At 68.6% G+C, this 21,420-nt stretch carries 21 protein-coding genes and 2 pseudogenes; 13 read left to right on the top strand and 10 right to left on the bottom strand.

Annotated elements, in window-relative coordinates; translation table 11 throughout:
• Positions 1-10 precede the first annotated feature (10 nt).
• The gene (locus tag ACRXBZ_RS32055) at positions 11-1,660 is read left to right on the top strand and encodes a tetratricopeptide repeat protein (RefSeq protein ID WP_433882225.1); all 1,650 of its coding nucleotides are present in this window, start codon (positions 11-13) and stop codon (positions 1,658-1,660) included.
• A 269-nt stretch (positions 1,661-1,929) separates the two neighbouring features.
• On the top strand, positions 1,930-3,171 hold the full coding sequence (locus ACRXBZ_RS32060; RefSeq protein WP_433882226.1) for a tetratricopeptide repeat protein: 1,242 nt from the start codon (positions 1,930-1,932) through the stop codon (positions 3,169-3,171).
• An 8-nt stretch (positions 3,172-3,179) separates the two neighbouring features.
• Here the strand turns inward: ACRXBZ_RS32060 and ACRXBZ_RS32065 are convergent, their stop codons facing one another.
• The 3 genes from ACRXBZ_RS32065 to ACRXBZ_RS32075 all read right to left on the bottom strand — a co-directional run bounded on the left by ACRXBZ_RS32065 (position 3,180) and on the right by ACRXBZ_RS32075 (position 4,715).
• A complete protein-coding gene (locus ACRXBZ_RS32065) occupies positions 3,180-3,491 on the bottom strand; it encodes a hypothetical protein (RefSeq protein ID WP_168587544.1) in 312 nt (103 codons plus the stop codon).
• Positions 3,475-3,708, bottom strand: a complete 234-nt coding sequence (locus ACRXBZ_RS32070; RefSeq protein WP_168587545.1) for a DUF397 domain-containing protein — start codon at positions 3,706-3,708, stop codon at positions 3,475-3,477. Before ACRXBZ_RS32070 ends, ACRXBZ_RS32065 begins: the two co-directional genes overlap by 17 nt.
• 110 nt (positions 3,709-3,818) lie before the next feature.
• Complete coding sequence (locus ACRXBZ_RS32075; RefSeq protein ID WP_433882227.1) at positions 3,819-4,715, bottom strand: Sco1979 family transcriptional regulator; 897 nt, start codon at positions 4,713-4,715, stop codon at positions 3,819-3,821.
• A 199-nt stretch (positions 4,716-4,914) separates the two neighbouring features.
• On the opposite strand from ACRXBZ_RS32075, the gene ACRXBZ_RS32080 reads away from it, so the two are divergent.
• On the top strand, positions 4,915-5,766 hold the full coding sequence (locus ACRXBZ_RS32080; protein WP_433882228.1) for an SAM-dependent methyltransferase: 852 nt from the start codon (positions 4,915-4,917) through the stop codon (positions 5,764-5,766).
• A gap of 113 nt (positions 5,767-5,879) precedes the next feature.
• Positions 5,880-6,062 carry a hypothetical protein gene (locus ACRXBZ_RS32085; RefSeq protein ID WP_433882229.1) on the top strand — a complete coding sequence of 61 codons (183 nt, stop codon included), beginning with the start codon at positions 5,880-5,882 and terminating at the stop codon, positions 6,060-6,062.
• 70 nt (positions 6,063-6,132) lie between these two features.
• On the opposite strand, the gene kstR is transcribed toward ACRXBZ_RS32085, so the two are convergent.
• Positions 6,133-6,741, bottom strand: coding sequence for a cholesterol catabolism transcriptional regulator KstR (gene kstR, locus ACRXBZ_RS32090; RefSeq protein ID WP_433882230.1), 609 nt, complete (start codon positions 6,739-6,741; stop codon positions 6,133-6,135).
• A 163-nt stretch (positions 6,742-6,904) separates the two neighbouring features.
• Between kstR and ACRXBZ_RS32095 the strand changes: the two genes are divergently transcribed.
• Genes ACRXBZ_RS32095 through ACRXBZ_RS32105 form a run of 3 tightly spaced genes read left to right on the top strand, consistent with a single transcriptional unit; the run spans position 6,905 to position 9,943 of the window.
• Positions 6,905-8,158: a glycosyltransferase family 4 protein gene (locus ACRXBZ_RS32095; protein ID WP_433882231.1), complete on the top strand. Its 1,254-nt coding sequence runs from the start codon at positions 6,905-6,907 to the stop codon at positions 8,156-8,158.
• A gap of 2 nt (positions 8,159-8,160) precedes the next feature.
• Positions 8,161-8,883, top strand: coding sequence for a class I SAM-dependent methyltransferase (locus ACRXBZ_RS32100; protein ID WP_433884039.1), 723 nt, complete (start codon positions 8,161-8,163; stop codon positions 8,881-8,883).
• Positions 8,870-9,943 (top strand): prenyltransferase, encoded by a 1,074-nt coding sequence (locus ACRXBZ_RS32105; protein WP_433882232.1) that lies wholly within the window; start codon positions 8,870-8,872, stop codon positions 9,941-9,943. Before ACRXBZ_RS32100 ends, ACRXBZ_RS32105 begins: the two co-directional genes overlap by 14 nt.
• 138 nt (positions 9,944-10,081) lie before the next feature.
• On the opposite strand, the gene ACRXBZ_RS32110 is transcribed toward ACRXBZ_RS32105, so the two are convergent.
• Entirely contained in the window at positions 10,082-10,765 is a 684-nt protein-coding gene (locus tag ACRXBZ_RS32110; RefSeq protein ID WP_433882233.1) for a class I SAM-dependent methyltransferase, read from the bottom strand.
• A gap of 375 nt (positions 10,766-11,140) precedes the next feature.
• On the opposite strand from ACRXBZ_RS32110, the pseudogene ACRXBZ_RS32115 reads away from it, so the two are divergent.
• Positions 11,141-11,426 (top strand): annotated as a pseudogene (locus ACRXBZ_RS32115) (lipid-transfer protein); the annotation flags it as partial.
• Between the two features lie 1,036 nt (positions 11,427-12,462).
• Here the strand turns inward: ACRXBZ_RS32115 and ACRXBZ_RS32120 are convergent.
• Positions 12,463-13,434: a helix-turn-helix transcriptional regulator gene (locus ACRXBZ_RS32120; RefSeq protein WP_433882234.1), complete on the bottom strand. Its 972-nt coding sequence runs from the start codon at positions 13,432-13,434 to the stop codon at positions 12,463-12,465.
• Between the two features lie 63 nt (positions 13,435-13,497).
• On the opposite strand from ACRXBZ_RS32120, the pseudogene ACRXBZ_RS32125 reads away from it, so the two are divergent.
• Positions 13,498-13,845 (top strand): annotated as a pseudogene (locus tag ACRXBZ_RS32125) (FAD-binding protein); the annotation flags it as partial.
• A gap of 130 nt (positions 13,846-13,975) precedes the next feature.
• On the opposite strand, the gene ACRXBZ_RS32130 reads toward ACRXBZ_RS32125, so the two are convergent.
• Positions 13,976-14,176 (bottom strand): hypothetical protein, encoded by a 201-nt coding sequence (locus ACRXBZ_RS32130; protein ID WP_433884167.1) that lies wholly within the window; start codon positions 14,174-14,176, stop codon positions 13,976-13,978.
• A gap of 278 nt (positions 14,177-14,454) precedes the next feature.
• Between ACRXBZ_RS32130 and ACRXBZ_RS32135 the strand changes: the two genes are divergently transcribed.
• The 3 genes from ACRXBZ_RS32135 to ACRXBZ_RS32145 all read left to right on the top strand — a co-directional run bounded on the left by ACRXBZ_RS32135 (position 14,455) and on the right by ACRXBZ_RS32145 (position 16,419).
• Positions 14,455-14,868: a helix-turn-helix transcriptional regulator gene (locus tag ACRXBZ_RS32135; RefSeq protein ID WP_433882235.1), complete on the top strand. Its 414-nt coding sequence runs from the start codon at positions 14,455-14,457 to the stop codon at positions 14,866-14,868.
• Entirely contained in the window at positions 14,838-15,020 is a 183-nt protein-coding gene (locus tag ACRXBZ_RS32140; protein ID WP_433882236.1) for a WYL domain-containing protein, read from the top strand. The genes ACRXBZ_RS32135 and ACRXBZ_RS32140 overlap by 31 nt, the downstream gene beginning before the upstream one ends.
• A gap of 172 nt (positions 15,021-15,192) precedes the next feature.
• On the top strand, positions 15,193-16,419 hold the full coding sequence (locus ACRXBZ_RS32145; RefSeq protein ID WP_433882237.1) for a cytochrome P450: 1,227 nt from the start codon (positions 15,193-15,195) through the stop codon (positions 16,417-16,419).
• A 130-nt stretch (positions 16,420-16,549) separates the two neighbouring features.
• On the opposite strand, the gene ACRXBZ_RS32150 is transcribed toward ACRXBZ_RS32145, so the two are convergent.
• Positions 16,550-17,353, bottom strand: a complete 804-nt coding sequence (locus tag ACRXBZ_RS32150; RefSeq protein ID WP_433882238.1) for a crotonase/enoyl-CoA hydratase family protein — start codon at positions 17,351-17,353, stop codon at positions 16,550-16,552.
• 163 nt (positions 17,354-17,516) lie between these two features.
• Between ACRXBZ_RS32150 and ACRXBZ_RS32155 the strand changes: the two genes are divergently transcribed.
• Positions 17,517-19,160, top strand: a complete 1,644-nt coding sequence (locus ACRXBZ_RS32155) for an acyl-CoA synthetase (protein WP_433882239.1) — start codon at positions 17,517-17,519, stop codon at positions 19,158-19,160.
• Positions 19,161-19,257: 97 nt separating this feature from the next.
• On the opposite strand, the gene ACRXBZ_RS32160 is transcribed toward ACRXBZ_RS32155, so the two are convergent.
• Both ACRXBZ_RS32160 and ACRXBZ_RS32165 read right to left on the bottom strand, forming a co-directional pair.
• Complete coding sequence (locus ACRXBZ_RS32160) at positions 19,258-20,673, bottom strand: DUF2079 domain-containing protein (protein ID WP_433882240.1); 1,416 nt, start codon at positions 20,671-20,673, stop codon at positions 19,258-19,260.
• 223 nt (positions 20,674-20,896) lie between these two features.
• Complete coding sequence (locus ACRXBZ_RS32165; RefSeq protein WP_433882241.1) at positions 20,897-21,325, bottom strand: MarR family winged helix-turn-helix transcriptional regulator; 429 nt, start codon at positions 21,323-21,325, stop codon at positions 20,897-20,899.
• Positions 21,326-21,420: the final 95 nt, after the last annotated feature.

A 21,420-nucleotide genomic window follows, 5' to 3' on the forward strand; every position in this document is an offset into this window, starting at 1 on the left:
GAGGCGCGGCATGTCACTCTGGGAACAGCGGGTCACCCAGGCCCGGCAGCTGTGGATCAATGGTGATCATGCCGCCGCCGAGCGGGAGTTGCGCACCGTGCTCGCCGACGGCGACTTCGACAGCGCCGTGCACGCGAACTGTCTGCTCGGCGCGCTGCTGGACGAGCGCGACGACGCCGCCGGCGCCCGTGCGATGTACCAGCGGGCGATCGACTCCGGGCACCCGATCTACGCCCAGCTGGCCGCGATCTCGCTGGGCCCGCTGCTGTTCGACGCCGACGACCTGACCGCCGCCCAGGCGGTGCTGCGCTTCGCCGCCGATGGCGCACTCAAGCTGGGCAACCTCCGCGCGGAGCTGGGTGACGTCGGCGCTGCCGTCGAAGCGTTCCGCCGCGCGGAGTCGGTCGGGGGCCGGATCGAGGGTACCCACGCCACCGCCAACATCGCGGTTCTGCTTGCCAAGCAAGGCGAAGCCGCGCGGCGCGCCTTCGAACGCTTGATCGCCTCAGGTGTGCCAGGTGTGCAGGCGACCGCCGCGTTGGAACTCGGCAACATGCTGCGCGACACCGGGGACGAGGGGGCGGCGAGAACGGCCTACGAGCGAGCGCTGGAGTTCGACGAACCGGCCGTCACGCCGTACGTGTACCAGCATATGGGCGCCGAAACCGCCGAGCAACGGGGATTCCGGTTGATGAGGCAAGGCGACACCGAAGGCGCTCGGGCGGCGATCGGCGAGCACTACGGCTCGGCTCGCGTCACCGCCTTCTGGTGCGCGGCGTGGACCGGACCGGCGGCTGCGGCACCGATCCTGGGCGGGGCATCCGGAGATGACCTGCAGGTCTGCTCCGAGCTCGGGCTCGTCTTCGGCCGGGCGATGGAGGACGACGCCTCGGAGGCCCGGGAATTCTTCCGGATGGTCGCCGACCACGGTCATCCGGCGCTGGTCCCGAAGGCCCATATAGCGCTCGGCGAACTCGCCGAGCGGCAGCGGGAGAACGCGCTGGCGCTGGCCTGGTACCGCCGCGCGAGTTCAGCGGACGAGCCGGAGACCAACGCGTTGGCAGGCGTGCTGCTGGCCCAACTGCTGTCCCGGCTCAACGACCGGGAGGGCGCGAAATCCGCTTGCCGGCACGCCATCTCCGCAGGTTCCGGCGTCGCTGCCGTGGACGCGGGCCTGCTGCTCGGGCAGCTCCACCACGTCGCCGGCGACGTGGTGGAGGCGCAGGTGATCTGGGACCGGGCCGAGGAATCAGCCGAATCGCCCGAGCAGTTTGGCGTCGCACTGCACCACCGCATCGGGCAGATCGGCGAGACCGCCGACGAGTCGCTGGAACTGCTGCGCCGGTCGACGAAATCGACCGATCCGAGCACGGCGATCATCGGGATGGGATTGCTCGGGGAACGCGCCGACGACCCGGCCGAGGCCATCCACTGGTTCGGCCAGGCCGCGGAACTCGGGGTGCCAGGGCATTCCGACGCCGCGCGCGGACGGGTTCCCAGTTTCCGGAAATCGGCGGGCATCCCTCGCGAACCCCGACAGCACCAACCGCGAGCCCGGAAACGCCAGCGTGCCCGAAGCAGGCCCCGTCACCCGGGGTGGGCGCAATTTCGTGAGAAATTGCGCCCACCCCGGGTGACGGCGCATCGTTGCGCTTCGTGATCGCCGCGGTGCGTTCGTGCAGGTGGTGACAATTTCGCGAGAAATTGACCGTCACCTGGGTGAACGTCAATTTCTCGCGAAATTGCGCACGTGGCCGAGCTGCACGATGCACAACCGGCTGGCAGCTTCGACGTCCTGCTGCTCGATGTGGACAACGGAGCAGGCTTCGTCGTCTACGACGGTCTCCGCGTTCTACCGGCGAACAGCTGCTGGCGCAAGGAGATCGGGACGCGGCGCGGATCGAGTTCGAACGGGTCAGCCGGTGCGACGTGCCCAGCATCGCGGCGCGCGGCGAATTCGGGCTAGGCCTGATCCGGTACGAAGAGGACGATTTGGCCGGTGCGGTCGCGGCTTTCGTCAAGACCGCGTCCTACGCCTCGGACGACGACCTGGGCGAAGACGCGCTGAACAACGTGCGGGTCGTGCTCGACGGGCAGCGCGCCGCCGGCGACCACCTCGGCGCGGCGACCACCCTGCGCAGACTGGCCGAAGTGGTCCCGGAAGCCCACGTCGCGGAGTGGGCCTACGAGACCGCCACCGAGTTCATCGAGGCCGAGGACAACGACGCCGCGCTGATCTACCTGCGGTGCGCGGTGGAGATCGGTGCCCCGGAGCCCGCGCCGGAAGCGGTGCTGGCGCTGGGCGAGGTGCTGCACAAGCGCGGCGAGCCGGCCGGCGCGCGGCAGGCCTACGAGCGGGTGCTGGCCACCGGCGACGAATACAGCGCAGAGGTCGCGAAATACCGCCTGGTCGAGCTGATGAAGGACGACGACCCGGCCGCCGCCGAGGAACTCATGCCCGCTCCGGACGGCGTCCTGACCCCCGCGATGAAGGCGATGCTCGGGCCTAAGCGCCGCGACGAGGGCGACACCGCCGGGGCGATCAAGGCGTTCCGCGAAGCGGCGGGCAGCGACGACGACCGGTTCTCGCCGATGGCCACCTACCCGCTGGCGCAATCCCTGCGCCAGGACGGCGATCTCGACCAGGCCCGGCAGACCTACCTGCGGCTGATCGAATCCGCCCCGGAAGACCGGTACGCGGGGGAAGCGCTGCTGGAGCTGGCGTCGATGGCCTACCACGCCGGGAACGACTCGGAAGCCCGCGAGTGGAGCTTGCGGGCGTGGGACTCCGACGACCCGGAGCTGTCCGCGAAGGCCGCGATGAACCTCGGGGTGATCGCCAAGCGCCGCCGCAACCTCGACGACGCGAAGCCGTGGTTCCTGGCGCTGATCGACCTCGGACACCCGAAGGCCGCGCTCGCCGCCGCTCACCTCGCGGAAATGCACTACTGGTGCGAGGAATACGCCGAGGCGATCCAGCACTACGAGTACACGCTGTCGAACACCGAGGACGCGGAACTCGTCGCAGAGGCGGCCTTCCGGGTCGGCGAGATCCGCTACCGGCGCGGCGAAGTCCAGCAGGCGCGCGAACTCCTCGACCGGGCGGCGCGCACCGAAGAACCGTCCTTCGCCCACCAGGCAACGCAACTCCTGGCCAAGTTGAGCGGCTGAAGGCGGCGTCAGGCTTGGACCGTGATGAGTTGTTCAGGGAGGGCAAGGACCTGGTCCAGGACGTCGCACGCCGAGCCAGCCGTGCGCCAGTACGCGTCGTCGTCCCGGAGGTGGTGGTCGCGGGAGACCCGCGCGGCGCGCACGTCGTCCTCGCCGCGGAGCTCGACCACGTCGACGATGGCGCCGTGCGGTCGCACGTAGATCAACGCCATCAGCTCGCCGTCGGAGTCCCGTACCGGCGGCATCAACCGGAATCCCCGGTCCACCAGTGCGCGCAGGCGGGCGCAGGAGTCGGCGTGGCCCTCAGCTGACGAGGTCATCGAACTCACCGTCCTTGACGCCGCGCAGAAACGCGGCCAACTCGGCTCGGGTATAGATCAGCGCGGTTCCCCGCGATTGGCGCGATTGGCGCAGCGCGATGGTTCCGTCGGCCAGGGGCGCGATCTCGACGCAGTTGCCCCATTTCCCGCTGTGGCGCGACTTTCGCCAGGTCACGGCTCCCAGCGCGGCGACCGGGACCTCTAACTGGCCACTCATCGGATCTCCCTCGGTCGACTGCACATGCAATTGCATACGCCATTGCGGAGGAAGGTACCACAGCGCTACGCACATGCGCGATCACTGTGAGTAGCACGAATGATCTAGCTTCAGATGGTGGCGCGGAATTTCAGCAGCAACTGGCGGGTCTGCTCGGGAGTCCGGGCGTCCACCATCAGCCGATCGAGCGTACGGCCGTATCGCTCGATCTCTTCCAGCTTGTCCAGGTACAGCGCCCCGCTCAGGTGCTCCAGGTACACCACGTCCGGCAATTCGGGTTCGGCGAAGCGGAGCATGGTGAACGAACCCTCCGCCGCGTACCCGCTGAGCGCGAACGGCACCACCTGCAGCGCGATGTTCGGCAGCTTGGACATCTCCAGCAGGTGGTCGATCTGTGCGCGGAGCACGGCGGCGCCGCCGATCGGCCGGTGCAGCACGGACTCGTCGATGACCGCCCACAGCCTGGGCGCGCCCGGCCGCGCGAGCAGCTTCTGCCGCTTGATGCGCAGCGAGACCCGGTGCCGGGTCTCGTCGTCGGCCAGCTTCGGGTGCCCCGAACTGGCGATGGCCAACGCGTAATCCGTGGTCTGCAGCAGGCCCGGCACGAACTGCAGCTCGTAGGTCTGGATCCGGGCTGCCACGCCTTCGAGTCCGATGTAGTCCTGGAACCAGTGCGGCATCGTGTCCGCGTACCGGTTCCACCAGCCGGGCTGCTTGGATTGCGAGACCAGCTGGAGGAAGCGGGCCCGCTCGACCGCGTCCGTCACGCCGTACATCGTGAGCAGGTCCGCGACGTCGCGTTCCTTGAAGCCGACCTTGCCGAGCTCCATCCGGCTGATCTTGGACTCCGAGCCGCGGATGGCGTAGGCCGCCTCGGCGGGCGGGATCTCTGCGGCCTCCCGGAGCCGGCGCAGCTGCGCGCCGAGGATGATGCGCCGGGCCGTCGGACTGCCGTCCGGCCCGGCCGCGTCGCCGCCCGCGGATCCCGGATCTTCGTCCCGAGCCATCGTCGCACCTCCCGATCTACCGCCGTCCGATTCTCGCACCACGACCGCGGAAACAGCCGCACCGACAGATCCACCCGTTCGGATCAAGATCGACTTGCGGCTCTCACATTGATAGCACGCCAGACGTTTACTCAGAGCAACGAAGCTCGTACCCTATGCAATCCCCGAGCACCCGACCCCACGCCGTAGCGAGGACCACATGGCCGCCGAACTGACCGCGTCCGACGACGAAATCCCCATCCACATCGATACGAACAAGGCGAGCATCGCCCGCGTCTACGACGCGTTCCTCGGTGGCAAGGACAACTACGAGGTTGACCGGGAGGTCTTCCGGCGCGTCCAGGAGGTCACCCCCGAGGCTGCCCAGCTGGCGTGGGACAACCGCCAGTTCCTGATCAGGGTCAGCCGGTTCATCGCCGCGGAAACCAGTGTCACCCAGTACCTGGACTGCGGATCCGGCCTGCCCACCGCGGAGAACACCCACCAGGTGGTCCAGCGGATCAAGCCCGAGTCGCGGGTGGTCTACGTGGACAACGACCCAGTCGTCCTCGCCCACGGCCGCGCGTTGCTGGAGGAGAACTCGAAGACCCACTTCAGCCCGGCGGACATCTTCGAACCGGCGCAGATCCTCCAGGACGAGGTGGTTGGCCGACACTTGGACTTCTCCGAGCCGATCGCGTTGTTCCAACTGGGCACGCTGCACCACTACGACGGCGAGCGACCACCCGCCGACATCATGCGGGAGTACATCGACGCGCTGCCACCCGGGTCCTATGTGGCCATCAGCCACTTCCTCGACCCGGGGGCCGAAGAATACTGCGAACTCGCCCGGCGGATGGAGCAGGCGTTCCTGTACAGCCCGATGGGCACAGGAGTGTTCCGCACCCGCGCCGAGATCGAGTCGATGTTCCAGGGCTTAGAACTCGTCGACCCAGGCCTGGTGCTCTGCGCGGACTGGTGGCCGACCGGCCCGCGGCTCAACCCGCTCCACCCGGTGCAGCACTGCATCGCAGGAGCAGTGGGCCGCAAACCGTCAACTTCTCGGTCCTGAAGGGCCGAGCTTGCGGCTAGCGGTTGGTCACGGACGGCAGCCGCGGTAGCCGAGCCAGGCAGTAGCCCGCCTCACCAATCACGGCGCCACCACATCCGAAACAGGCCCAGCAGATGCAGTTTTGGAAGCTCGGCTGGACCCACCGCAACCGCAAGCTGCTCGACCTCGACCCGTCCAACCAGGTTCTCGCCGTCGGCGAGACCAACGCGCACCTGGATGTCCTTGTCACCCGTGGAATCCGGACGTCATCCGCGCCGGACGGAGTAGTGGATTACGCGGTTCCGCGCGAGGGCTGAGCCTGCGGCGGCCGTACGCCGGTGTCGTGATTCTTCTGGAGCAGCAACCCAAAGATTCACGATTGCCGGCTCACGCCAGCAGGAGGCGGACGGTGAGCTCCAAGCGGTTGGAGAGGTCGGAGGCCGACGCCCGGCGCGTCACCCAGGCGACCAGGTTGGACAGCCACACGTCGCCGATCACGCGCGCGATCGCCTTCTCCTCGTCGGTGGGCTCGTCCTGGGTCATGGCGTTGGTGAAGAACCGCTCCACCAGCGTCGCGACGGTGTCCACCTCGACGGACGCCGAGGTGTCGGCGAACATGAACGCGCGGGTCATCGCCTCGGTCAGCTGCGGGTTGCGCTGCAGCGTCCGGGTGGTGCGGTTGAGCACGAACATGACCCGCTCGTAAGGCGTTTCGCCGGGGTTCTTGGCGCGGTCCATCTTGTCCTGGGCCCGCTCGAACTCCCGGGCCAGGCCGGTTACCAGCAGGTGGATCTTGGATGGGAAATACCGGTACAGCGTCCCCAGCGCCACGTCGGCCTTCTCCGCCACGGTGCGCATCTGGACCGCGTCGTAGCCGCCCTTGGTGGCCAGTGCGATTGTGGCGTCGATGATCCGCTTGCGGCGTTCGTGCTGGGCCGTGGAACCGGTCTCGTCGTCCCGGAGCGCTTGCAGCACATTCCGCGAGGTGCTTGCCATGCAGCGTCGGTCCCCTCGAAGACTCGTTGGTCGAAAACCGCGTGTTGGTCGCCACGCGGCTCGTTGCCGCACCACCCTGGAGGGTTAAGGTGATCGACGTGGTTCGATCGAAACATGTTCCAGTCTACCCAGCCCGCCGGGCGCGGGCTGTGTGAGGTGAGCCGTGCGGATCGCGTTGCTGTCGTACCGGAGCAAGCCGCACTGCGGCGGGCAAGGCGTCTACGTCCGCCACCTCAGCCGGGGGCTGGCCGAACTGGGGCACCACGTCGAGGTGTTCTCCGGCAAGCCGTACCCGGAGCTGGATCCCGGGGTCGACCTGACCGCCGTGGACAGCCTCGACCTCTACGACGAGGCGGACCCGTTCCGCACCCCGGACTGGCGGGAACTGCGTGACGCCGTCGACCTGCTGGAGGTCGGCACCATGTGGACCGCCGGGTTCCCGGAGCCGCTGACCTTCAGCCTGCGCGCGGCGAAGCTGCTGCGCGCCCGGTCCCACGAGTTCGACGTGGTGCACGACAACCAGTGCCTCGGCTACGGGCTGCTGTCCCTGCAGCGCGCCGGGATTCCACTGGTGGCGACGGTGCACCACCCCATCACGCACGACCGCCGGGTGGACTTGGCCGGCGCCACCGGCTGGCGGCGATTAGGCGTGCGCCGCTGGTACGGCTTCACCCGGATGCAGGGCCGGGTGGCCCGCCGCATCCCGCAGCTTTTGACCGTTTCGGAGTCGTCGGCCCTCGACATCCGCCGCGATTTCGGGGTCGGCGCGCAGCAGCTTCGGGTGGTGCCGCTGGGCGTGGACGCTGAGGTCTTCAAGCCGCCGACCGCGCCCCGTGTGCCGGGCCGCATTGTGGCGATGGCCAGCGCGGACACCCCGATGAAGGGCATCGGCACGCTGCTGGAGGCGGTCGCGAAGCTGCGCACCGAACGCACCGTGGAGCTGGTGCTGGTCGCGAAGCCGACCCCCGGCGGCCCGACCGAGCAGCGCATCGAGGAACTGGCCATCGGCGACGTGGTGCGCACCGTCAACGGCCTCAGCGATGCAGCGCTGGCCGAGCTGCTCGGCTCTGGCGAGGTGGCCTGCGTGCCGTCGTTGTACGAGGGGTTCTCGCTGCCGACCGTCGAGGCGATGGCCTGCGCGACCCCGCTGGTGGCCAGCCGGGCCGGAGCGATCCCGGAGGTGGCCGGGCCGGACGGCGAATGTGCCGACCTGGTTCCGCCGGGCGATGCCGAAGCGCTGACGGCGGCGCTGGCCGGACTGCTCGACTCGGACGATCGGCGGCAGCGGCTCGGCGCGGCGGGCCGGGCGCGGGTTTTGGCGAAGTACAGCTGGAAATCGGTGGCAGCGGCGACGGTCGACTGCTACGCCGAGGCGATTGCGCGGAGGGCGCGCGCCGGGGAAGGAGCAACTTGCTGACGGTGGACTTCGACAAGCTCGGCGTGCGACCGGGCCAGCGGGTGCTGGACCTGGGCTGCGGCGCGGGGCGGCACGCTTTCGAACTCTATCGGCGCGGGGCGGACGTGATCGCCTTCGACCAGGACGTCGCGGAGCTGGAGAACGTGGCGGCGATGTTCGCCGCGATGAAGGCCGAGAACCAGGTGCCCGACGGCTCCGCCGCGCAGACCGTTTCGGGTGACGCGCTCGCGCTGCCGTTCCCGGACGAGCACTTCGACTGCGTCATCGCCTCGGAGATCATGGAGCACATCCCCGAGGACGAGAAGGCGATGCGCGAGATGGTGCGCGTCGTCAAGCCCGGCGGCCGTGTCGTGGTGACGGTGCCGCGCTGGTGGCCGGAGAAGATCTGCTGGGCGCTGTCGGACGAGTACCACCAGGTCGAGGGCGGCCACGTGCGGATCTACACCGCCGACGAGCTGATCGGCAAGCTCCGCGACGCGGGCCTGCGCCCGGCCTTCCACCACTACGCGCACGCCCTGCACTCGCCGTACTGGTGGCTCAAGTGCGCGGTGGGCACCGGCAACGACGACCACCCGCTGCCCAAGGCCTACCACCAGATGCTGGTGTGGGACCTGATGAAGGGGCCCTGGATCACCCGCACCGCCGAGCGCCTGCTGAACCCGGTGATGGGCAAGAGCATCGCGGTCTACCTGGGCAAGCCGGGAGCGGCCCGTGCCGGGGCCTGAGGTCCCGGGCGTGCTGTCCGCCGAGGCGGCCGTCCAGACCGGCAAGGCCATCGCGGCGACGCAGTTGGCATCGGGTGCGGTGCCGTGGTTCCCGGGCGGGCACGTGGACCCGTGGGACCATGTCGAGTCGGCGATGGCGATGGCCGCGGCAGGTCTGCTCGCCGAGGCCGAGTGCGCCTACGAGTGGCTGCGCGGAACACAGCGCGCGGACGGGTCCTGGCCCTTGCAGGTGCGTGACGGGCGGATCGAGGACGCCGGCGCGGACACCAACTTCTGCGCGTACCCCGCCGTCGGCGTGTGGCATTACCTGCTGATCAGCGGTGACGACGCGTTCGCGGAGCGGATGTGGCCGGTGGTGCGGGCCGCGATCGAATTCGTGCTTACCGCGCAGCGGGAGCGGGGCGAGATCGACTGGGCGGTGGGCGAGTCCGGCATCCCGACCGGCGAGGCGCTGCTGGCGGGATGCTCCAGCATCCACCACAGCCTGCGCTGCGCGCTCGCGCTGGCCGACTACCTGGACCAGCCGCAGCCGGGCTGGGAGGTGGCGCTGGGCCGGCTCGGGCACGCGTTGCGCCACCACCCCGAGGCGTTCACGCCGAAGCACCGGTACTCGATGGACTGGTACTACCCGATCCTCGGCGGTGCACTGCGCGGCGAGGCTGCGCGACAGCGACTGTTCGCCCGCTGGTCGGACTTCGTGGTCGACGGGTTGGGGGTGCGCTGCGTCGATGACCACCCGTGGGTCACCGGCGCGGAAACCTGCGAACTGGTGCTGAGCCTCGATGCGCTGGACGAGCACGACCGCGCCCGCGAGCTGCTCGCGGCGATGCAGCACCTGCGCGACCCGGACGGCTCGTACTGGACGGGCCTGGTATACGCCGACGGCAAGCGCTGGCCGGAGGAGCGCTCCACCTGGACCGGCGCCGCGGTGGTCCTAGCTGCGGATGCGCTGTCCCGCGCGACGCCGGGCAATGGCATCTTCCGAGGTGAGAGGCTCCCGACGGGCCTGCCGGTCGAGAACGTTCCCTGCTGCGAACTCGAGTACGTCCCCGGTGCCTGACCGATCGCGTACGGATCCCGTCCGCAAGTTCAATGGAAATCAGACCTCTGATTTCCATTGAACTTGCGGTGGTCGTCCACGGCCTTCGGCGTGTCGTGGTCCGACACGCCGAAGGAGTTCAATTTGATTCGCGGGATCTCACGGGAAGGAGCCCGGGGTTCCGGTGGTGCGTTGCAGGACTCGAAGGGAGCCGACGACTCGGGTTTCGCGAAACGCTCCCGTTTCCAGGGCTCGGCAGTACATGCGGTACGGCGCCTGGCCTCCGTCGTTGGGGTCCGGGAAGACGTCGTGGATCACCAGGGCACCGCCCGGCGCCACCCAGTGCGCCCAGCCTTCGTAGTCGGTGTTGGCCGCCGCGTCGGTGTGGCCGCCGTCGATGAACAGCAGCGACAGCGGGGTTCGCCAGAACTCCGCGACCGCGCCGGAGCGGCCGACGATCGCGGTCACCTCGTCCTCCAGTCTGGCCCGCGCGATCGTTCGCCGGAATTCGCCCAGCGTGTCCAGCTTCCCGACGGCCGGGTCGACCAGGTTCGGGTCGTGGTACTCCCAGCCGGGCTGGTGCTCTTCGGAGCCCCGGTGGTGGTCGACGGTGACGATCCGGCCGCCGGTGCTTCGGGCCGCTGCGCCGAGGTAGATAGCGGATTTGCCGCAGTAGGTGCCGATCTCGACCGCAAGACCGGTGCCGAGGTGCTCCAGCGCGGCCTCGTAAAGCGCCTGTCCTTCCTCGGGCGGCATGAACCCGGTGGCCTGCTCGGCGAGTTCGCGCAGATCCGCTGGGATCGGGGGGTGCTGCTCGCGGTCGGTGGCCGATCCCTGCGTCACGTGCGTCCTCCGTCTGGTCCGGTTCGGTGCCGCCGGAATACTACCTTCTGAACTGCGCAGTTCCGGTAGAACCTGTTGTCGTTCGCTCGCCTGAACGCCGCCATCATCGTTGTCATCGGCATCCGGCTGCTTGCGTCGCGGCGCACCCGCCGGGTCCTATTAGAACAAGTTTCAGTATCTGCTGGTGCTGAGGCTGGTCGGATGGAGTTCGCCTTCGGGTAAAACGCAGCAGTCGGTACAAGAACCGGCCGCCGAGGTGCTGCGACGCGGGTCGCAACAGCGATGGAACCGGTTTCGATGAGGCGACTTGGAAGGCGCTGGCCGATGCGGGGCTGCCGTCTCTAGCGGTGCCGGAGCGGCTGGGCGGTGCCGGGCTCCGGCACGGCCAAGGTCGTGGTCTGCTACCGGGCGTTCAACAAGTGGTCCGGGAGCCGGTTCGGGCAGGTGCAGGCGGCGGCAGGTGCGCCGACCTCGGCGGGGCTGGACAACTGCTGGTCCTACCCGGTCGGGGTGGCCACCTCCGGCGCGCGGGTCGCGATGTTCGCCCGCCGCTACCTGCACACCTACGGCGCGCGAAGACTTCGGCCGCGTCGCAGTGGCCGACCGCGAGCACGCCGCGAGCAATCCCAACGCCTGGCTCTACCAGCGGCCGATCACCCTGCGACCACCAGGGGTCGCCACCCCGCCGTCGCTGCGGACCGTGCCCTCGCCTCGCTGGAATCCGGTTTGGTGAGGCGAGCCAGCGCGTCTGGGTGATTTCGCTCGATGCGGGTGTCAGCAGGACGCGCCGCACTTGATGCAGATCCGGCCGCCACCGCCCTGCCTCGGCACCGGGGCGTGGCAGCCGCCTTGCGGGCATTCGTCCATTCTGGTGACTTGCGGGGGTCTGAGTCGGAGTGCGACCTGGCCGCCGAATTGCGCTGACTTGGCCCGGAACACGCCGACGCTCATGGTTCGCTCCCGCTCCTCGTACTCTAGGAGTTCACGTCGGCCGAGATCGCGTCGAAGAAAAGGTGCAATCGGTCGGTTTCCCGGGGGAAATTCGGGCACGCGCAGTGGTCACGGGCCGTGGTGCTGCGGTTTTCCCGGACGCGCTCGACCCCGGTTTAACCCCAATGCCGGTCGTTCAGATTGTCGCGTGGCCGGTAGCCTGCGCACTTGTGGTTCTCGGGGCAGGTGCGCGGGCGCGGGTGTCAGCGTGGCCGATCAGGCCGCCATCGGCGTGCTGACCCGAACGTTCCCTGTGGGAATTGGTCGATCGAGTTATTGATCAATACAGCGGATCCGCGCAATGCCCGCCCGGCTGATTTTCTACGTCACGCTGGTCTCGCGCCTGTTTCCGTCACGAGTCCTACCGGTCGGCAATGAAGGTCCGATGGAAACGGCGGTGCGCGCGGTGACGACGCCCCGCGCGCGACCGGACACGCGCGGCGCGTGGTATCAGGACTGGTTATTGACGGCGGTGGACGGGAACCACATTCAACGTGCCCGATACCGAGGACAACGATCGGGAGTTCGGTCGCCCGGGTTCGGGCCGTGGTGAGGGCAAGACCGGGGTATCCGCAGATTCAGGCGACGCCACCGCCAACAGCGCCAGGACAGCAGGCCATCCCGCTCCGCGGTCGTTATCACCGCACCCAGCAAGACCGGACACCGACCTCGACCAGCCAAGATCACTTAAACGACCGGCATTGGGTTTAACCCTGCAGGGCGTCGAGCAATCCCCGGAGTCGGGATCGCAGGTGATCGCGCAGGTCGTCCGGGGCGTCGATGCTGAAGTCGGCGTCCAGGACCGCTAGTTCGAGGATGCGGCGGATGATCGCGGGCAGCGTGTCCTCGCCGAGCTGGACGGTGCAGCTGCCGTCGTCGATCGCGGTGACCCTGCTCGGCAGCAACGGGTGCAGGTGCTCACGCACGGTTGCCGCGGAGGCCTGCACCGTGACCCGAGCGGCGTATTGGTAGGGCGCATCGATGATCGAGCGGCGCAGGTAGTCGGCGGGGCTTTCGGCCGGTAGCGGTCGCGGGTCGAAGCGGCGACCCGTGGCCAGCGGCTGGTCCAGGCGGTCGACGCGGAAGGTGCGCCAGTCGTCGCGTTCGGGGTCGAAGGCGATCAGGTACCACAGGCCGCGCACCGCGACCAGGCTGTCCGGTTCGACGCGGCGAGATTCCGTTGCGCCGCCCCGCTTTTCGTAGTTGAACGACAGAACTTCGTGGTCCCGGCAAGCCGCCGCGACGACCGCCAGCGTCCCGGCGTCGACCTGCGGTCCCTCGCGCACCAGCACGGGCACCGTTGCGCCCGCGACGGCGCTCACCCGGCGCAGCCGGGCCGGGAGCACCTGCTCCAGCTTGGCCAGCGCGCGGATCGAGCTCTCCTCGATGCCGGACACGCTCCCGCTCGCTGCGGTGAGCAGCCCGGCCGCCACCGCGACCGCCTCGTCGTCGTCGAGCAGCAGCGGCGGCAGGTTCTTGCCCGATGTCAGCCGGTAGCCGCCCGCGGTGCCGGTGGTGCTTTCGACGGGATAGCCGAGTTCGCGAAGCCGGTCGATATCGCGGCGCACGGTGCGGCCGGTGACCTCCAGCCGGTCCGCGAGTTCGGCCCCGGACCACTCCCGCCGACCCTGCAACAGCGACAACAAGCGGAGCAACCGAGCGGGGAGCGTCGTCGTCATGTTCTCCAGAATCCCACGCCTTTAGGACAAGATCTGTCCTCAAGTCGGTTTAGCGTGCTCGGCATGGCTCCGAACGAATTCGCCGCACTGACCGACCTCGTGCAAGGACCAGTATTCCTGCCGGGCGATGCCGACTACGACACGGAACGCTCCGGGTTCCAGACCTTCGGCCAACGCCGGCCGCAGGTCGTGGTGGCCGCGGTCGACGCGGTCGACGTGACAGCCGCGATCGGGTTCGCGGCGGCGCGCGACCTCCCGGTCGCGGTGCTGAGCACCGGTCGCGGTGTCGCGGCTGAGGTCGAGGGCGGAGTGCTGATCACGACCGGACGCATGTCGGATGTCCGGATCGACGGCGAGCGGCACACCGCGTGGTTCGCCGCGGGCGTGCGGTGGGGTCAGGTTGTCAAGGCCGCGGCGGAGTTCGGGTTGGCGCCGCTGTCCGGTGGTGCGCCGCACGTAGGAGCTGTGTCCTACACCGTGTCAGGAAACGTGCAAGAACGTGTCCTGACTCGGCAACTTACGTCGCCGAGGTTGACCCGAGCTAGAGCAGTGAGAGCTGTCGTGGATGCCTGGTGTGCTGGGGGCTGTTCTTCTCCACCAGCACCCCGGCTCCGCAATGCCCGCACCGGATCGGGCACAGCCCCGAGCGCAGGTAGTCGTCCCGGTCGGCGGCCGTGCTTCGCGCACCCTGGCCAACGTCTGCGGCTGGTCGGCGAGATCCGGTGCTTTTGGCCCAGGACATCAGCGCTCCGCCTTCTTCCGTGCGAGATTATCCGCGACTTCCCGCTCCCAAACCTCGTTCGCGCGACTGGTGTCCACTTCGAACTCGAACCGCGCCACCATGTCCGCGCGGATTGGGCGAAGAGGGGGTCGAGCCCGGCTTTGCGGGCCCGCAGCTGCGCCTGCGCGGATCCGCATTGCGCGTCTACCGTGGTGCGGTGGTTGCCGGGACCGATGCGGACCGGACGGCCAAGCGGCACTGGCAGTTCGTGCACGTGACCGGCTGGGTGACCCGACCTGGTGTGGCAAGCCGGAGTGCAGCCACGCCGCTACGGCGGATACCGGCTGATGCCCGGGTACAAGCTGCCGCCGCTGATGCTCACCGGCGACGAGGCCACCGCGGTGGTGCTCGGCCTGCTGACCGGTCGGCGCCTCGGCCTGCCCGGGCCGGCGGCCGAGTCCGTGCTCGCCAAGGTGCAGCGCGTCCTCCCGCCCGCACTGCGCGACCGCATCCAGTCGTTGCAGGAGATGCTCGGCTTCACCATGGGGACGCGGGAGGGTGCGGCTCAGGCGACAGCGGCGGTGCTGACCCTGGCCGAGGCGGCGCGGCATCGCCGTCGGGTGCGGCTGCGCTACTTGTCCTGGAAGGGGGTCGACAGCGAGCGCAGTTCGACCCGCACGGGTTGGTCTTCCACTCCGGACGTTGGTACGTGACCGGCCACGACCACCGCAGCGGTGAGGCCCGCACCTTCCAGGCCCGAACCCGGATCCCGCCCTTGGTGCGGGCCAGTGGCCGTGAGTGGTTTTGGTTGCCATGGCGCCCAAAACCACTCACGGATCTATTCCCGGGCACGGGCCAAAAATAGAACATGTGCTACTTATCGTGCAAGCGTGCCAATCAAGTTTGATCGAACGTGTTGGCGCTCACTCGATGCAACGATAGTTACAGGGGTTTACTGAACCTTGGAAGTGTGGTTCTCTTGTTTAGAACTCGTTTCATTTAACCGGTCGGATAACGCGTCGCTGTAGGAGGTTGCCGTGGTCGCACCGCGCATTCCGGAGGGCTTCGACTTCACCGATCCCGACCTGCTCGCCGAACGGCTGCCGCTGGCCGAGTTCGCCGAGCTGCGCAGCACCGCGCCACTGTGGTGGAACCGGCAGCCCGACCGTCGAAGTGGGTTCGACGACGGCGGCTACTGGGTGATCAGCCGGCACGCCGACGTCAAAGAGGTATCCCGGCGCAGCGCCGTGTTCTCCAGCTGGGAGAACACCGCCGTCATCCGGTTCAACGAGAGCATGACCCGCGAGCAGATCGAGCTGCAGCGCTTCATCATGCTCAACATCGACCCGCCGCAGCACACCAAGCTGCGCAAGATCGTGCAGCGCGGCTTCACCCCGCGGGCCATCAACAGCCTGGAATCGGCGCTGCGGGGCCGGGCCCAGCGGATCGCCACCGAGGCCCGCGAGCGCGGCAGCGGCGACTTCGTCACCGACGTGGCCTGCGAGCTGCCGCTGCAGGCGATCGCGGAACTGCTCGGGCTCCCGCAAGAGCACCGCAAGGAGATCTTCGACTGGTCGAACCAGATGGTCGGCTACGACGACCCGGAGTACGACATCCAGCCGGAGGTCGCCGCTGCCGAGATGCTCGGCTACTTCACCAACATGGCCGAGGAGCGCCGCGGCTGTCCGATGGACGACATCGTGACCAAGCTGGTCCAGGCCGACATCGACGGCAGCGCGCTGACCGCGGACGAGTTCGGGTTCTTCGTGATCCTGCTGGCGGTGGCGGGCAACGAGACCACCCGCAATGCCATCACCCACGGAATGCTCGCGTTCCTGGACAACCCGGAGCAGTGGGAGCTCTACAAGGAGCAGCGCCCGGCGACGACGGCCGACGAGATCGTCCGGTGGGCGACTCCGGTGGTGGCCTTCCAGCGCACCGCGACGGAGGACGTCGAACTCGGCGGCGTCGAGATCAAGCGGGGACAGCGGGTCGGCATGTTCTACAGCTCCGCGAACTTCGACCCGGAGGTCTTCGCCGAGCCGGAGCGCTTCGACATCACCCGCGACCCGAACCCGCACGTCGGGTTCGGCGGCACCGGCGCGCACTACTGCCTCGGCGCGAACCTGGCCCGCCTGGAGATTGACCTGATCTTCAACGCGATCGCCGACCACATGCCGGACATCAAGCGGATCGGCGAACCCCGCCGCCTCCGCTCCGGCTGGCTCAACGGCATCAAGGAAGTCCAGGTGCAGTACACCTGATCGGCGGGAGTACGCCCGATCCGGCGAGATCTCCCGCAATTTCGGGCTCTTCTGCTTCTTCCGTGGGTGAGTTAGGCGCGTCCGGGGAGGGGGGCGGTGGCCGCCGAGGGCGAGCGTGGCGTTGTCGGTCCTACTTGCCCCGGAAGTTCGGTTTGCGCTTCTCGGCGAAGGCGCGGGGCCCTTCCTTGGCGTCCTCGCTGGAGAAGACCTCCATGCCCAAGCGAGCGTCCACGGTGAACGCCTCGTTCTCCGGCATACCCTCGGTTTCCCGCATCGTCCGGAGGATCGCCCGCACCGCGAGGGGGCCGTTGGTGGCGATCAGATCCGCCAGCTCCAGGGCTTTGGCTAGGGCTTGGCCGTCGGGAACCACGTGGCCGATCAGGCCGAGGTCCTTCGCTTCCGGTGCGAGGATGTGCCTGCCGGTCAGCAGGATGTCGGCCGCGACGGTGTAGGGGATCTGGCGCGGCAGCCGGACCGCCGAGCCGCCCAGTGGGAACAGGCCCCACCGGGCCTCCGACACGCCGAACCGCGCGCTCTCGCCCGCCACCCGGATGTCGGTTGCCTGCAGAATCTCCGTGCCGCCCGCCACCGCGGGCCCCTCCACCGCCGCGATCAGCGGTTTCGTGAGGCGGCGGCCCTTGAGCAGGGGCTCGATCACGGACAGGTCCATACCGCGCGCGGTGTCGCCGGGGTGGGCCTGCGTCATCGCCTTCAGGTCCGCGCCGGCGCAGAACGCGCCGCCCGCGCCCGTCAGCACGCACGCCCGGATGTCGTCGTTGCGGTCCACCTCGTCCCAGGCCTGCCGCATGATCTCCAGCATCGGCCCGGACAGAGCGTTGCGGACCTCGGGTCGGTTCATCGTCACCACGAGCACCGCGCCGCGCCGTTCGACCAGGCAGTGCGGTTGCTCGACGACCTCGGTTGTCGACGTCATGGAAACCCTTCCACTGGGTGGAGAACGCTGCTTGCGTCGCGGGATCTGCGGCAGGAAAAACGACTTCGCCGGCGCTGCGCCGCGACCGACCGTCACCGACGCGAGTTGTGGTTCGGCTTTTCGGGTTCTTGCCGAGGACGATAACACGTTCTAGTTTCACGGGGTGGCATACAACATCGCAGATCTCTTCGAGCACGCCGTCGATCTGGTACCCGATCGCGTCGCCGTGGTCTGCGGCGACCGTCGCCTGACATTCGCGCAGCTGGACCAGCGGGCCAACCGGCTGGCGCACTACTTCACAGCCCGCGGGCTCGGGCCGGGCTCGCACATCGGGGTCTACTCGCGCAACTCCATCGAGGCGCTGGAGACCATGCTGGCGGCCTACAAGGTCCGCGCGGTGCCCATCAACATCAACTTCCGCTACGTGCCGAACGAATTGCGCTACATCTTCGACAACGCCGACCTCGCCGCGCTGGTGCACGAACGCCGCTACAGCGACCACGTGGCCAAGGTCCGGCCGGATTTCCCGCAACTGAGCGAGGTTCTCGTCATCGAAGACGGCACCGACGCCGATTGCACCGGGTACGGCGGCGTCGAGTACGAGTCGGTCTTGGCCGGTCAATCCGCCGAACGGGACTTCCCGGAGCGCAGCGCCGACGACCTCTACCTGCTCTACACGGGCGGTACCACCGGCATGCCCAAGGGCGTGATATGGCGCCACGAGGACGTGTGGCGGGTGCTCGGCGGCGGCATCGACTTCATGACCGGCGAAACGATGCGCGACGAGTGGCAGCAGGCTCGCGCCGGTGCCGAAAGTGGTGGCCTGATCAGGCTGCCCGCCGCACCGTTCATCCACGGCGCCGGGCAGTGGGCGAGCTTCGGCAACCTCTTCGCGTGCAGCACCGTGGTTTTCATGCCGCAGTTCGACGCGCACGAGGTGTGGCGCGCGATCGAGCGGGAGCGGGTCGACGTGCTGGCGATCGTGGGCGACGCGATGGCCAGGCCGCTCATCGAGGCCTTCCACGAGGGCGGCTACGACGCCTCGTCGCTGGTCGCGGTCTCCAGCAGCGCCGCGCTCTTCTCGCCGTCGGTGCAGCGCCAATACCTCGACGCCCTGCCCAACGTGGTGATCACCGACTCGATCGGCTCGTCGGAGACCGGGTTCAGCGGAATCGGCGTCATCGGCCGCGACAACGCGCAGACCGGCGGGCCGAGGGTCAACGCGGACGCCTCCACCACAGTGATCCGGGACGACGGCAGCTTCGCGCCGCCCGGCGAGATCGGGTGGCTGGCGCGCACCGGGCACGTGCCGCTGGGCTACTACAAGGACGCGGAGAAGTCCCGCTCGGTGTTCCGGGAGATCGACGGCAAGCGCTACGTCGCGCCGGGCGACTACGCGCGGATCGAGGACGACGGCACCGTCACGATGCTGGGCCGCGGCTCGGTGTCGATCAACACCGGCGGCGAGAAGGTCTTCCCGGAGGAGGTCGAGGCCGCGCTCAAGTCGCACCCGGACGTGTTCGACGCGCTGGTTGTCGGGGTGCCCGACGAGCGCCTCGGCCAGCGGGTCGCGGCCGTCGTGCAACCTCGGGCGGGCTCGGCCCCGGGACTCGCCGACCTCGACGCGCACGTCCGGGAATGGATCGCCGGCTACAAGGTGCCGCGCCGCCTGTGGCTGGTTGACGAGGTCACCCGCTCGCCCAGCGGTAAACCCGACTACTCCTGGGCGAAGCGGCACATCGAGACGCACGAGCCGACCGACGCGCGCGAGCCGTCGCGGCGCGAGACCGCCACCGAACCCGGCTGAACTCCTATTCTCCTTTTTGAAGCGCCGAGGGCGTTTGGCGCGCCTTTGCAGCTTGCACCGCCGCGGGTGCGGTCGACCTGAACACGCTCCGCTGAACTCAGGTGGTGCGGCCCAGGGCCCAGAATCCCGAGTCCTCCAGCAGGACTTGGTACGTGGTTCCCGGGGTCCACTCGGCTGCTTCCTCGCGCACGTCCGCGGCCGTCTTGTCCGGCTCGTAGATGGCGACGTAGTCCGGGACGATCCCGTAGGTGTTGCCGGGCCAGAAGACCCGGCATCGCCCGGTGAGGTGCGCGATCGTCGAATTGTTGGCTACGACCGTCGCGCCATCCGGGATCATCGCGAGCACCCTCGACGCGGCCTCGGGGTCCTGCTGGAAGCGGTCGCTGCCGTTCTGGAGCTGCTTGCCGATCGGAAGCGTGACGGTCAGTGCGACCGCCGCCGCCAGGACGAGCCCCGGCAGGTGCGACGCGTAGCCCCGCAACCAGGACAGGCGGGTCGCGCGCACCCGGACGATCGCGTCGACCATCGCAAAGGTGAGGATCGGCATCAGCACCGCGTTGTAGTGCCAGTCCGCGCTCCAGTAGTGCTCCTCGAGGGAGGCGAACCGCCAGCCGAGCGTCGGGAGAACGGCCAGCAGCACCGGCGACCGGAGCGCGAGCAGCCCCGTCGTCGGGATCAGGAGCCACAGCGCGGTGCTGAACTTCTCGTCCCAGCCTTCCAGCAGCGAGGCGGGGAACCCCACGTCGCCGGAGATCTTGTCCCAGTAACGGTATTCGCCTGTCGCGTTGAACGACGGGATGACCAGCAGGGTGATGCAGAACCAGGCGACGACGAACAGCACGGCGCTCACCACGGCGACCCGGGCGAACCGCTTGTCGTGCTGCCTGGCGAGCCACGCGAGCACGAGCGCGATGGCGGCGCCGGTGAGCGCGAGGTCATCCTTGACCAGCACCAGCGGTGCGGTCAGGAGGAGGGCGCGCCACCACCGCTGCGACAGCGCCGCTTCGAGCGCGAACGCGACGAGCGGGACCGCGAAGCAGATCTCGTGGAAGTCGAAGTCAACGGCCCGTTGCACTCCCCAGGCCAAGCCGTAGGCCACGCCCACGGACCGCCCCCTGGTGTCGCCGAGCAACCGCGTTGCGGCTCTGGTCACCGGAACGATCGAGAGCGCGAACAGGGCAGCCTGCGCGACGAGCAGCGTCTGCGCGGAGGGGAACAGGAAGTAGAGCGGCGCGAGCAGCGCCAGCGCGGGGCTGAAGTGGTCGCCGAAGATGACGAACCCGGGTCCCAGCAGGTCTGCCACCGGCGTCCGGCCCTCTGCGTAGGACCGCACGACCTGCTCGAAGATCCCCAGGTCGAACGACATGGACGCGTACCCGGCGTAGCGCGCCAGCGAGATCCACGCGTAGCAGGCGAAGAACGCCGCCCACAGCAGGAACAGGACCGCCTGGTTCGACACCGCGCGGCGGTCGGAGCCGGCAGCAGTGGTGGGAACGAAGGTGGTGGTACTCATCGGGACTCCGTCGGGGTCAGCGTGTTGGAGGAGGCGGGGCGGTTGCGAGGTGGACGAGGGGTGCGGTGTCCGTCATGAACCTCTGTACTCCGCCTACGACGGTCCGGTTGACCGCGCACTCTAATTTCCCGGTTGAATATGATCACTGTCACTTCGCAGGTAGGCCGCACGGCGGGACGTCCACACAAGTCCACATTGGACAGCGAGTCTGCGAGACAGGCGCTTAGTGTGGCGTGACGAGGGCTTGCAGCAGATCGCGCAGGGTTTCCTGCTGGGCTTTGGTGAGCGGGATCAGCGGGGACCGGGCGCTCAGGTGCTTGAGCACGGTGGCCCGGCTGCGCCGACCGCTCGGGGTCAGCACGATCTGCTTGGCACGCCGGTCCGTCGGGTGCGGCTTGCGCTCGATGAGGCCCTGCTGTTCGAGCTTGTCTAGCACAAACGTCGCGTTGGAGGCCTCGCAGGACATCCTGGTGGCCAGTTCGCGGGCGGTGATCGGCTCGGACAGCTCGCGGAGCGCGACGACCTGCGACGCGGTGCGGCCCAGTTCCTCGGCGACGCGGCGCACGTGGACGTCGAGGGTCTGCGCGAACTGGTGCACCAGCCTGCGCACGTCCAGGTCGATCTGGCTGCTCGCCGACGGATCCCTCGCCATGTTCCGATTCTAGCGGCGATGATTTGAACTGCGGTAGTTCTAATTCACATCATCTGAGTTCGAGCCAGTGAGGTGTCGTGCCGTTACCCGTTCTC

It is taken from the genome of Saccharopolyspora hattusasensis (assembly GCF_050972075.1).
Classification (GTDB): domain Bacteria; phylum Actinomycetota; class Actinomycetes; order Mycobacteriales; family Pseudonocardiaceae; genus Saccharopolyspora; species Saccharopolyspora hattusasensis.

Coding starts and splice junctions, on each gene's coding strand:
- ACRXBZ_RS32065 (WP_168587544.1), bottom strand. CDS start 3,491: ATGACCTCGTCAGCTGAGGGCCACGCCGACTCCTGCGCCCGCCTGCGC.
- ACRXBZ_RS32085 (WP_433882229.1), top strand. CDS start 5,880: ATGCAGTTTTGGAAGCTCGGCTGGACCCACCGCAACCGCAAGCTGCTC.
- ACRXBZ_RS32160 (WP_433882240.1), bottom strand. CDS start 20,673: ATGAGTACCACCACCTTCGTTCCCACCACTGCTGCCGGCTCCGACCGC.
- ACRXBZ_RS32055 (WP_433882225.1), top strand. CDS start 11: ATGTCACTCTGGGAACAGCGGGTCACCCAGGCCCGGCAGCTGTGGATC.
- ACRXBZ_RS32130 (WP_433884167.1), bottom strand. CDS start 14,176: ATGTCCTGGGCCAAAAGCACCGGATCTCGCCGACCAGCCGCAGACGTT.
- ACRXBZ_RS32075 (WP_433882227.1), bottom strand. CDS start 4,715: ATGGCTCGGGACGAAGATCCGGGATCCGCGGGCGGCGACGCGGCCGGG.
- ACRXBZ_RS32150 (WP_433882238.1), bottom strand. CDS start 17,353: ATGACGTCGACAACCGAGGTCGTCGAGCAACCGCACTGCCTGGTCGAA.
- ACRXBZ_RS32120 (WP_433882234.1), bottom strand. CDS start 13,434: ATGACGACGACGCTCCCCGCTCGGTTGCTCCGCTTGTTGTCGCTGTTG.
- ACRXBZ_RS32080 (WP_433882228.1), top strand. CDS start 4,915: ATGGCCGCCGAACTGACCGCGTCCGACGACGAAATCCCCATCCACATC.
- ACRXBZ_RS32165 (WP_433882241.1), bottom strand. CDS start 21,325: ATGGCGAGGGATCCGTCGGCGAGCAGCCAGATCGACCTGGACGTGCGC.
- kstR (WP_433882230.1), bottom strand. CDS start 6,741: ATGGCAAGCACCTCGCGGAATGTGCTGCAAGCGCTCCGGGACGACGAG.
- ACRXBZ_RS32070 (WP_168587545.1), bottom strand. CDS start 3,708: ATGAGTGGCCAGTTAGAGGTCCCGGTCGCCGCGCTGGGAGCCGTGACC.